Here is a 10,864-nt window from a genome sequence, read left to right on the forward strand (position 1 = left end):
TCTCCTGTCATACGAGCGGTTCCCCGGTAAGGTCTCCACTCGAGCCCGGCGTGATCGGGCCTTGATGCGGCGCGCGCTCGCGCGCCGTCTATCTCGACAGCACAAACATCGGAAACTGCGGTCCGGCTCGGGCACAGGTGTGCCAAGGGGCCGAACGGCTATCTTGCAAATTCAGTGATGTTGGGTGTGATTGTCCCAAAAACCCCCTGAAAAGAATCCCGGAAGCGCAGCATTGCTTCAGGCCTTCTCTAGCGGCGCGTCAAGAACCCCCTGTCAGCGTCCGCTTGGTTAAGGATTTCAAGCTTCACCGGCGGCGGAAAATTGTTTCAATCGTGATAAAAAAGTGACGTGCAGTAAGATCTTTGAAATGTTCTGAAACAATGTTCACAAAAACACTTTTGCCGAATTTTTATACTCGAAATTGACGAATTCACTGGGCCAATTTCGGGCGCGAGGGCCGACCGGTCAATGCGGTGTGCTGTGTTTTTGTGATTCTGATGTGAGTGTGTTGCCCATCGGCCAATTCAGGCATCAGAGGGCACGGCTTATCGTGTCTTGTATTCTTTTCGAGGGGCGCAGTTTGATTGGCAAAGTGCCGTTTGGCGCGACGCGTGAGGTTCTGCGCGTTCGCAATTGTTGCTTATGTCTTGAGAGGTGTTCGTGGGACTTTGCGACGAACAGAGAGGCGGAAATTTCCGCGCACTGGGGGCGCCGAAAAGCTGAAAATCCCGACTTCTTCAATGGCGGTATTCTCGTAATGCAATCGCCGCGCATCGAGAGCGGCACGTTTTTCGCTGAGCTCATCCAGACGGATTTCAAGTCTTATCTGTTCTGGCGCGAGAGCGGATTTCCCGAGGCGGGTGTCTTTGACGGTTTTGGCGCTGCGCTGATCAGGTCGGCTGATGGGGCTGTTCTGCTGGGCCGGCAAGGGGCGGGCAACATCAATTCTGGATTGGCTTATCTTCCTGGCGGGTTCATCGATCCGCGTGATGTTCGGGAGGATGGTTCTGTCAGTATTGATGAGAGCATAGCTCGCGAGCTGGTGGAGGAAACCGGTCTTAATGCCGAGGAACTTCGACGTCGCCCGGGGTATTATGTGACGGTCTTCGGCGCCAAGATTTCGATTGCGGTTGAATACTGTTCCGCGCTTCCAGCGGATGCGTTGCGGCGCACGATGTTAAACAGGATCGCGACGCAGGACGATCCCGAGCTTGAGGATATTGTTGCGGTGAGCGAGAGGGATCTCATGTCGTCGAGCGCTATGGCAGACTATGTGCAGATGCTGCTACCGGCAGTCTTTTCCGCGCCCGGTGACTAATGCCGCTATAGGTCGGCCTATTCGTCGTATATGCCTTTAAAATCGCGACCGAATAAGGCAAAGTCCGCGCGATTTCCGGACCAGGGGCCGGAACTAAGCCAACGTTAGTAGCTACCCGGAGCCCTCGATACGGATGTCGCTGGAATTTCACACGATCGATGTTTTCACTGATAAGCGCTTCGGTGGAAATCCCTTAGGCGTTGTGCTTGGCGCGGATAGGCTCGATGCGCCGACGATGCACGCCATTGCGCGTGAAATCAATCTGTCGGAAACCGTCTTTGTAACGGCGGCTCAGAACCCAGCTCATACGGCACGTGTGCGCATCTTCACACCGGGGCAGGAGTTGCAATTCGCAGGGCATCCGACCATTGGCACGGCGATCTTGCTTGCGGATCTCAAGGAGCTCGCCGGTGCAAACGGCTGTGGCGATGCTATTGTGACTCTCGAATTGCCGATCGGGACAGTTCGCGTTGGCGTTCGGCATAAGGCGGGCGAAGCGACGTTCGCTGAATTTGAAGCTCCTAAGCTTCCGCAAGATGCGGGGGTGTTGCCGCCCCTCGAAAAGTTGGCGGCGGGGCTTGGTCTCATTCCCAGTGAGATCGGATTTGAAAATCATCGCCCCCGCTGCTTTGCGGCGGGAAACGCGTTTGCCTGCATTCCGGTCGCGTCGCTTGAGGCGATGGAAAAGGCTTACGTGAATACCTTGCATTGGTCCGCGGCGTTCGAAGAGCAGGGGCTTGCTGGTGCATACCTCTATACGCGCCAATGCGTGCATACGACGGCTGCGTTCCATACGCGTATGTTTGCCCCTGCGGCAGGTGTGCCAGAAGACCCAGCAACAGGATCCGCGGCGATCTGCCTAGCGGGGGTTATTACGGCGTTTGATGGTTTGCCTGACGGAACTCACAAACGCGTATTGGAGCAGGGCTTTGAAATGAACCGGCCCAGTCGGATCGTGATGAACCTCGTGGTGAAAGGCGGCAAGCTCAGCGTCGTCCGGATTGGGGGGCACGCTGTTCGTGTTATCTCTGGCCAGATTGAAGTTTGAATTGATCCCGCTTTGTCGGCCTTAGGCCTACGTCAAACGTAAAACCATTGCTCCGCAGGCGACGGCACTCACTGCGGCGACCCGGCCGAGGGTGATGCGCTCGCTGAGGGTTATCCCGGCGATGGCTGTTCCAAACAGGATTGAGGTTTCCCGTAGCGCGGCGATGATGGCGACGGGGGCAAGGGTCATGGCCCAGAGCACCAATCCATATGATGCGAGTGTCCCAAAGCCGCCAATGAGGCCCAGGTGCCAATGGCGCGCAACATAGCGGGTGAATTTTTTGCGTTTTGCCACAAGCGCCCAGAGTGCGAAGAGGAAGCCGGTGAGCAGAAACATCCACATGTTGTAGGCTAAGGGCGCGCCGGATAGGCGCGCGCCGATCCCATCCAACAGTGTGTAGCCCGCTATGACTAGGGCATTGAGCATCGCGAGCGCTATACCACGGGTATTTGTTCCTCGGCTTCCGAAGGCCAGACTTAAGATCCCCAGGCAGATCGTTGAAACGCCGATCCAACCGGCGAGCGAGAGGTGTTCTCCGATCCAGTAGCCACTCGTCAGGGCAACAAGCAGCGGCGCGGTGCCTCTCATCAAGGGATAGGCCTGGCTCATGTCGGCGAAGTGGTAGGCCCAAGCGACCAGAGCGAAATAAGCGATATGTACAGCGACGGAGACGGCGATAAATGACCAGCTTTCCGGGGCGGGTTGGGTGACAAAAGGGAGCGCGAGAGCAGCTAAAAAGGCCGCCGAGCCGGTTACCATAGCCGTTGTTAGAAGTGTGTCCTCGGTGCCTTTAACGATGGCGTTCCAGGTGGCATGGAGTGCTGCTGCGAACAGGACGACTACAAAAACCGTTGCTGACATCACCCTGTTCCATTGGATTCCCGCGTACTATCTATCATGTGCTGACGGAAGAAATCTCGTTTACTATGAGACTTCCTCTTGCATTTTGTTAATTGCTTTGCCTTATTGCGGGGAGAGTTGGAATCCTTCCCGAAATCGGGACGCGGGAGCGCTGATCTCAATGCCGATGCATTGGACAATCGCTGAATGTGACCGTTCGCACGCCATTTTGGCGTGGCGGGATCCGCGGACGTGTGCGCTCGCTCTAGACCTGCTGCTTAGCAGCCCCTGAGCCTTAACGGGTCCCGGCCAATGGCTAATGTGGGATCAGTGCTCAGGGGTGATCGAATTGATCGAAGCCAGGCAACAATCTTGTGCAGGCTGACGCATAATGTCGGGCCGGCCAGAGACGAGAGACATGAAATCAGATGACCAACGATAGCCAATCAGCTCAAAGCGATGCCGATCGCGTCGTAATTTTTGATACAACTTTGCGTGACGGCGAGCAGTGCCCCGGCGCTACGATGACCTTCGAAGAAAAGCTCGAGGTTGCCGAATTGCTCGACATCATGGGCGTCGACATCATCGAAGCTGGGTTTCCGATAGCTTCAGAAGGTGATTTCGAGGCTGTCGCCACGGTTGCAAACCGCGCCAAAAACGCAGTGATCGCTGGCTTGGCGCGCGCTATTCCGGCGGATATCGATCGCTGCGGGCAAGCGGTGAAGGGTGCGCGCCGCGGTCGTATCCATACTTTTGTTTCGACGTCCCCCATCCACTTGGCGCACCAGATGCGCAAGTCACAGGACGAAGTCCTCGAAATCATCACTGCGACCGTTACTCAGGCGCGCAACCTCGTCGAGGACGTTGAATGGTCGGCGATGGATGCGACCCGCACGCCGATCGAGTATTTGTGCCGATGTGTCGATGCCGCGATCGCTGCGGGTGCTACAACGATCAATCTGCCCGACACGGTCGGTTATGCGACGCCGCAGGAATATCGTGACATGTTCCTCGCGGTCCGCGAGCGCGTACCTAATTCCGATAAGGCTGTGTTTTCCGTGCACTGCCATAACGACTTGGGCTTGGCGGTCGCGAACTCTTTGGCTGGCGTGGCGGGCGGTGCGCGGCAAGTCGAATGCACGATCAACGGCATCGGTGAACGTGCGGGTAACGCGGCGCTTGAAGAGGTCGTTATGGCCATTCAGACGCGCGCCGACGTTCTCCCCTATCACACGAATATCGATACGACGTGGTTGTCGCGTGCGTCGCGGCTTGTGTCAGCGGTCACCAATTTCCCGGTGCAGTACAACAAGGCGATCGTTGGCCGTAATGCGTTTGCGCATGAAAGCGGTATCCATCAGGACGGCATGCTGAAGCATACGCAAACGTATGAGATCATGACGCCTGAATCGGTTGGGGTGTCCAAGACATCTCTTGTCATGGGCAAGCACTCCGGCCGCAACGCTTTCCGCTCGAAATTGAAGGAATTGGGATACGAACTGGGTGACAACCAGTTCGAGGATGCGTTCACCCGGTTCAAGGCGTTGGCCGACCGTAAGAAGCATGTGTACGACGAAGACATCGAAGCGTTGGTCGATGAAGAAATCGCGCACATGCACGATCGGACGAAGGTGGTGGCTTTGACTGTGATTGCGGGCACGATGGGCCCACAGACGGCGACTTTGACGCTGGACGTGGAAGGCGAGCATCGCACCGTTCAATCAATCGGCAATGGTCCTGTCGATGCAACTTTCAATGCCATTAAGGAGATCATGCCGCATCAGGGTTCGCTGCAGCTCTACCAGGTGCATGCGGTCACGCAGGGTACGGACGCTCAGGCGGAAGTATCTGTGCGATTGGAAGAAGATGGCCGCACCGTCACGGGACGTGGTGCGGACACCGATACATTGGTTGCGTCGGCCCGCGCCTATGTGGCGGCTGTAAACAAGCTGAAATTGACGCGAGAAAAAACGGCGCGTGCGCAAGCGCTCGGCTAAGCCGCAGCCTGTTCGTTAGGCTGCAATCAGTGTAAATTGCTGCATTGAGATTCGCGAGTAGTGGTTCGGGTTACGGCGCGTCGTATCCCGAACCGTTCGCTGTTCAGCTATGTGTCCTATTGGGTGCACTCTTGCTCGCATGTGCCGGCATTCGCGGTGATGTGCGTTTTTATAGATTTTAGATCAACGAGGCGGAACGCGTGGCGAGTGTCTTTTCCGATGACATCGCAATCGATCTCGGCACAGTGAACACGCTCGTGCACGTGATCGGGCGCGGCATCATCCTGGATGAACCCTCGGCGGTTGCGGTCAGCAATAGTGGTGGGCGGCGCGAGGTTTTGGCCGTCGGGCTCAAGGCCAAGGGCACGCCTGGGCGGGCGCCAGAGAATATTGAGGTAATCCGGCCGTTGCGCGATGGCGTCATCGCCGATTTCGTCGCGACTGAAGAAATGCTACGTCAGTTCATCAAGCGCACGAAGACGATGCTCGGGTTTCGCCGGCCGCGCATTCTCGTGTGCGTTCCTGCCGGTGCCACGCCTGTCGAACGGCGCGCCGTTTATGAATCAGCGTTGTCGGCAGGGTCGCGCAGAGTCTATCTCTTGGATGAGCCCGTGGCGGCCGCCATCGGTGCGGGGATGCCCGTTGATGAGCCTATCGGTTCGATGGTCATCGACATCGGCGGCGGGACGACAGACATCGGTGTACTTTCGCTTGGGGGCGTGTTGCAGGCGCGGTCTCTCAGATGTGCTGGTAATGCCATGGATGAGGCAATTATCCGCTACGTTCGCCGACAGCATCAGCTGCTGATCGGAGAGTTGAATGCCGAGCGGATCAAGATTGAAGCTGGGTCGGCCCTTGTGAGTAGCGACGGCCGTGATCTCGACATCCACATTCGTGGCCGCGATCTGAGGCAGGGGCGCGCGAAGAGCATCGTGTTGGGCCCGGCGGACATTGCGGAAGCGCTCGATGGACCTATCGAGCTTATTGCAGAGTTTATTCAGAGGTCCCTCGAGGACCTCCCCCCGGAAGTTTCAGCAGATATCTGTAGCCGTGGTATTTGCCTTACAGGCGGTGGCTCGCTACTCGATGGGCTTGATCAAGAGCTTGAGGCGCGCGTGGGCGTTGAATTCTTCCGTCCCGATAACCCGATGCACTGCGTTATTCGTGGTGCTGCAAAGGTCATGGAGCACTTGGGTGACCGTAGCCATTTACTGCTAACACCCTAGTGTATTTATACTTGCCGAAGGGCTGCGGGTCGCCTATATCCAGCACTTCGCATGGACATTCAAAGCGTCTGGACAGCGATTTCTCTCGGTGCTAACAAGCGCCGACGGGGGCCTGAAGGCCCCGCTTTCATTTGGTGTGGACCGGTAGCTCAGTTGGTAGAGCATCCGACTCTTAATCGGATTGTCGGGAGTTCGAACCTCCCCCGGTCTACCAAAGCGCTTTTTTCAAAACCTCGGAAAAGTTTGGGCCTTTAGCTTTGCGGGAGACGCGAAGGCATGTTGTTGGAGAACTGGCTGGCTTTTTCGGCGGCTTCAGCGCTTATGCTTGCGATTCCAGGACCGACAGTGCTGCTCGTCGTTACCTACGCTCTCACGCATGGGCGAAAGCCGGCGGCTGCGATTGTGGCAGGTGTTGCTCTTGGCGATCTCACGGCCATGACGGCTTCGATGCTAGGCCTTGGTGTGATGCTGGCCACGTCCGCCACGCTCTTCACCATTTTACGCTGGGTCGGTGGGCTGTACCTCATTTATCTCGGCATCAAGCTGTGGCGTTCTCCGGTTTATGTGTCAGAGGAGGTTGAGGCGCCGAAGATCAGTCTTGGCCGGATGTTCATCCACTCCTATACGGTGACAGCGCTCAATCCGAAGAGCATTGTTTTCTTTGTGGCGTTTGTCCCGCACTTCATCGTTGCGAGCGATCCTTTCCTCCCGCAGTTGCTGATTATGGAGGCTACGTTTGTCACGTTGGCTGCGTTGAACGCTGCTTTGTTTGCGCTGTTGGCAGCGTCTGCTCGCACAACCTTACGAAGCCCTACAGTAAAGCGGACAGTCAATCGCATGGGGGGTGGGCTCTTGGTGGGTGCCGGGATTATGGCCGCGGGTTACCGCAAGGCCGCTTAGGATCCACCGCCCCGGGAACGGTTTGCGAAAATAATTGATTTGGGTGGCCCCGCTACCTCAAAGGGAAACGAAAGCGATAGCGGGGCCGAGGCGCACGACTAGGATGCGCTGGGAGCGTCAATCGGCTGGCTGCAGCCGATTGACTCGCCGTAGCTTAGGAAATTGGCTGGGGCTGGGTCCAATTCATCAGTTCTAATACTATGTAGCCAATATCCATTGCGCTGCGTTGTCCGACCCGAATGTCCCGACTTTGTGGTTTTTCGCGTAAGGGAGTTGAAACATGGTGTCCGCAGCTGACCGCGCAAAAATCATTCGTCCTGGCCAAACATATGTCGGTCAGCAAGGTTTTACCTATCAGGCTGGCGTGTCGCGGGGCACGGTGGGTGAGACGAGTGTTTGTATGAATGTGCTTCCCATGCCGCCAGGTGCGAAGGCCAAGGCGCATTATCACAAAGACATAGATACGATCGCGTATCTGTTGGAAGGGCGCTGTTCCGTCTATTACGGCGATCAATTTGAACATCGCGTGGAGATGGTGCAGGGCGAGCAAATGTTTATGCCGCGGGATGTTCCGCACGCTCCCGTCAACGACAGTGGCGCGCCGTGCACTTGGATCGTTGTCCACTCTTCCGGAGATGATCAGGACGACATCATCATGACACCGCATCTTGATGCGCTGTTGCCAAAATTTTGAGATGCGCATCATTTGCCGATGTTCACTCGGAGCTGTCTGACTTCGGCGTGTTGTTCAAAGTGTCTTTCACGTAAAGCTCTGTGACTAAGAAATACGCGATGAGACCGAGAGGGCCGGCGACGAGAACGCCGACGGGGCCAAATAGCAGGCCGAGGGCAAGTATGCCAAAGAGGACCACAAAAGGCGGGATGTTCGCGACCTGCTGTTGAACCAGCGGTGTGATGATGAAGGACTCGAGTTGCTGAACGGCAAGAAACAGAACCGCAGTCCAAACCGCCATTTCCCAACTGACGCTTAAGGCGATGAGAAGTGCCGGGACGGCGCCAATCCAGGGACCAACGATTGGGATGAATTCCGTCAGTCCGGCAAAAAAGCCAACAGCTAGCGGGGCGGGGAGTCCGATTGCCCAGGCCCCCACCCCTGACAATAGCCCGACGAGCCCCATCGAAATAAGCTGTGCGCGCAGCCAAAGCTGCAGGACGCGTCCGCATTCACGCAACGCCGAATCTGCCTGACTTTGGCGATCCTTGGGGACTAGCAGCACGATACCGCGCCGATATGTTGTGGGATCGAAAGCTAAAAACACGCCTCCGACAATTACCAAAGCCAAGCTGACCAATCCGTTGAGGAGAAGGCTTCCGGCGGACATTATCTTGTCGGTTACGGAACGGACCGCCCCCATCACATCAGGGATTCCGTTTCTTAGCCCACTTGGGCGGGAGGCGGCGTTCGTCGATCCGCCCTCATTGGGAAGAAGTTGTTCGGCCTTTACGCCGAGCCGCTCTTCGACTTGTTCTAATGCGGCGGGCAGCTTCTGTCGTAATTCCCCGAATTGATTGTACAGTTGCGTACCGATCAAGACGGAGAAAAGTCCGATAAATGTGAGAAGCACCAAGCCGCTTATCGGTACCGACCATCGGCGGCTAAGAGATGTGAATTTTTCAATCGGGTGAGCTATCGCCAACAGTACGACTGCAAATACGACCGATGCGAAAGCAAGAAGGAGAGCTGCACGGATCTGCCAAAGAGCGAGAGCTGCCGCTACGACCAGTGCGCCAACAGAAAACACGATCAGAGCCCAGCGGGCGGTGCCCATGGCTGAGTCGTGATTATTTCGTGTCATGTGGTATCGGACTTTCGAGAATGTCTTTCATTGCTATAACGATGTGCGGCGAGGTTCTTACGTAACAGCTCAATCGGGTTTTAGGTGAGAACGTGTCTGCCGAACACGAACTAAGCGCGTCAGAAGCGAGTGACTTGGTGCGTTGGCTTGACCGGCTCGAACAGCCGTTCCGTAGGGGAACCGATTTAATCGGCCAAGGTTCCATGCTTGATTAGGGCCTTGCTCGATTTGCTTGTTTCAACCCAGGCTGATGTCAATTTTTTTGTACTGGCCCTTTTTCCGTCGTGTTCAGCTGGCAGCGGTTTTCCAGCCGGACACGGATGGCCGGTGATGGGTGCTGGGGCACCAGTTTTTGTTGGGGGATTTTTGAAGTGGTATGGAAGGGTGGTAGGCGTACGGCGCACCGCGCGCAGGAGGATTCACTCGAGCAGGCGACACGGGGACGTTTGAGTGATGGAGGGTTATGGGCAACGCTGATTTCAGCGTTCGCGTTGGCCTTTTCCGGTTATAGTTTTTATGAATCCGTGCTGCGTTCGCCCGAACTGAGCGTGTATGTCCCGCCCCGGATCGAATATACGGATCCAGATTCTCCCGACAGTCCGTTTGAAGTTTTTGTGCTGCCGTTGACGGTCCTAAACGACGGGGCGCGAACCGGAACCGTCCTTTCAATAGATCTCGAAGTGACGAACCCTCGGCGGAATGAGGTTAAGCGTTTTTATGCCGCGCGAACGGGAACCTGGGGAACTCAACCGTTTCAGCCTTTTGCACCTGTCTCCCTGGAAGGCAAGGGTTCGTCTTCGCAAGCGCTGCAGTTTTTTCCGCGCTCGGGCGAACGGGTGGCGCGCATTCTGGATCTAGAGGCTGGCACCTATTCTTTTCGGTTGGTTCTCAATACGGCGACAACGTCGTCGTATCGTTTTCTTGAGCCAAAGACCAACCCGCTCGAGTTCGAGATGCAGATTGATCAACTCGACTACCGGAATTTTTCCGGTGCCGGGACAATGGCAATGTGGGCTGCAGATTACCGTCCTATCTCGTCGGGGAATTAGACTTCGCAACGATTTGCGATCAGTTATTTAAAAGTTTAAACCGCTCGGGTTCATACAATATGCGAAAGTGTTGCGTGTTTCCGCGCGCTTTACTGTTTTCGTCGCCGTCTCGTTTTTTGATGGGATTCGTCGCGCGTTCATAATGATCTTTACTGCCCGTTAAAGGCTCTCGTTTAACCAAAGCATCATGGTGGATTGGGGAGATGATTAAATGTCCTCAAAGGTATGATGCCGCTCCACTATGCCGTGAAAGCCGGTATGTCCCAGTCGTTTTTTCCTCTCGAGTTTTAGGGGCAGTAAGTAAATGAACAGCATCAATACCAACTTCGCGGCAATGACCGCTCTGCAATCCCTCAATCAGACCAACAAGAGCATGATCGAGACGCAGTCGCGCATCTCGACAGGCTTTCGCGTTGGCCAAGCTTCTGACAACGCTGCATACTGGTCCATGGCCACCACCATGCGTTCCGACAACAAGTCGCTGTCAGCTGTCTCCGACGCGCTCGGTCTTGGCGCAGCGACGGTCGACGTCGCTTATGTCGCCATGGAAAAATCCATCGACGTCATGACGGACCTGCAGAAGAAGCTGGTTCTTGCCCGTCAGCCAGGTGCTGATCGCGCGAAGATCCAGACGGAAATCGATGAGCTGCAGAACCAGCTCCGGTCGAT

10 protein-coding genes and 1 tRNA gene are annotated in these 10,864 nt (G+C 56.0%); 9 read left to right on the forward strand and 2 right to left on the reverse strand.

The window, feature by feature from the left end; all coding sequences use genetic code 11:
- The first annotated feature begins 550 nt into the window (after nt 1-550).
- Nucleotides 551-1,318, forward strand: a complete 768-nt coding sequence (locus K5845_RS16245; RefSeq protein ID WP_139165377.1) for an NUDIX hydrolase — start codon at nt 551-553, stop codon at nt 1,316-1,318.
- Nucleotides 1,319-1,451: 133 nt separating this feature from the next.
- Nucleotides 1,452-2,366, forward strand: coding sequence for a PhzF family phenazine biosynthesis protein (locus K5845_RS16250; protein ID WP_046478462.1), 915 nt, complete (start codon nt 1,452-1,454; stop codon nt 2,364-2,366).
- A 27-nt stretch (nt 2,367-2,393) separates the two neighbouring features.
- On the opposite strand, the gene K5845_RS16255 is transcribed toward K5845_RS16250, so the two are convergent.
- Nucleotides 2,394-3,227, reverse strand: a complete 834-nt coding sequence (locus K5845_RS16255) for an EamA family transporter (RefSeq protein ID WP_090230145.1) — start codon at nt 3,225-3,227, stop codon at nt 2,394-2,396.
- Between the two features lie 407 nt (nt 3,228-3,634).
- Here K5845_RS16255 and K5845_RS16260 point away from each other — a divergent pair, with 407 nt between their 5' ends.
- The 5 genes from K5845_RS16260 (at nt 3,635) to K5845_RS16280 (ending at nt 8,023) form a co-directional block, all read left to right on the forward strand.
- Nucleotides 3,635-5,203, forward strand: a complete 1,569-nt coding sequence (locus tag K5845_RS16260; protein ID WP_046478464.1) for a 2-isopropylmalate synthase — start codon at nt 3,635-3,637, stop codon at nt 5,201-5,203.
- Nucleotides 5,204-5,403: 200 nt separating this feature from the next.
- Complete coding sequence (locus K5845_RS16265) at nt 5,404-6,429, forward strand: rod shape-determining protein (RefSeq protein WP_090230152.1); 1,026 nt, start codon at nt 5,404-5,406, stop codon at nt 6,427-6,429.
- A gap of 138 nt (nt 6,430-6,567) precedes the next feature.
- A tRNA-Lys gene (locus K5845_RS16270) sits at nt 6,568-6,643 on the forward strand.
- A gap of 62 nt (nt 6,644-6,705) precedes the next feature.
- On the forward strand, nt 6,706-7,329 hold the full coding sequence (locus tag K5845_RS16275; protein ID WP_287959484.1) for a LysE family translocator: 624 nt from the start codon (nt 6,706-6,708) through the stop codon (nt 7,327-7,329).
- Nucleotides 7,330-7,609: 280 nt separating this feature from the next.
- Nucleotides 7,610-8,023: a cupin domain-containing protein gene (locus K5845_RS16280; RefSeq protein ID WP_046478481.1), complete on the forward strand. Its 414-nt coding sequence runs from the start codon at nt 7,610-7,612 to the stop codon at nt 8,021-8,023.
- Between the two features lie 22 nt (nt 8,024-8,045).
- Here the strand turns inward: K5845_RS16280 and K5845_RS16285 are convergent, their stop codons facing one another.
- Complete coding sequence (locus tag K5845_RS16285) at nt 8,046-9,146, reverse strand: AI-2E family transporter (protein WP_287959485.1); 1,101 nt, start codon at nt 9,144-9,146, stop codon at nt 8,046-8,048.
- A 371-nt stretch (nt 9,147-9,517) separates the two neighbouring features.
- Here K5845_RS16285 and K5845_RS16290 point away from each other — a divergent pair, with 371 nt between their 5' ends.
- Nucleotides 9,518-10,195 (forward strand): hypothetical protein, encoded by a 678-nt coding sequence (locus K5845_RS16290; RefSeq protein ID WP_139165378.1) that lies wholly within the window; start codon nt 9,518-9,520, stop codon nt 10,193-10,195.
- A 304-nt stretch (nt 10,196-10,499) separates the two neighbouring features.
- Nucleotides 10,500-10,864, forward strand: a 365-nt coding sequence (locus tag K5845_RS16295) for a flagellin N-terminal helical domain-containing protein (protein ID WP_502814144.1), incomplete at its 3' end; no start/stop codon positions are given.

This window comes from Filomicrobium sp. (assembly GCF_025698805.1).
In the GTDB taxonomy this organism is placed as follows: Bacteria; Pseudomonadota; Alphaproteobacteria; order Rhizobiales; family Hyphomicrobiaceae; genus Filomicrobium; species Filomicrobium insigne.

Coding starts and splice junctions, on each gene's coding strand:
- K5845_RS16260 (WP_046478464.1), top strand. CDS start 3,635: ATGACCAACGATAGCCAATCAGCTCAAAGCGATGCCGATCGCGTCGTA.
- K5845_RS16280 (WP_046478481.1), top strand. CDS start 7,610: ATGGTGTCCGCAGCTGACCGCGCAAAAATCATTCGTCCTGGCCAAACA.
- K5845_RS16285 (WP_287959485.1), bottom strand. CDS start 9,146: ATGACACGAAATAATCACGACTCAGCCATGGGCACCGCCCGCTGGGCT.
- K5845_RS16275 (WP_287959484.1), top strand. CDS start 6,706: ATGTTGTTGGAGAACTGGCTGGCTTTTTCGGCGGCTTCAGCGCTTATG.
- K5845_RS16255 (WP_090230145.1), bottom strand. CDS start 3,227: ATGTCAGCAACGGTTTTTGTAGTCGTCCTGTTCGCAGCAGCACTCCAT.
- K5845_RS16250 (WP_046478462.1), top strand. CDS start 1,452: ATGTCGCTGGAATTTCACACGATCGATGTTTTCACTGATAAGCGCTTC.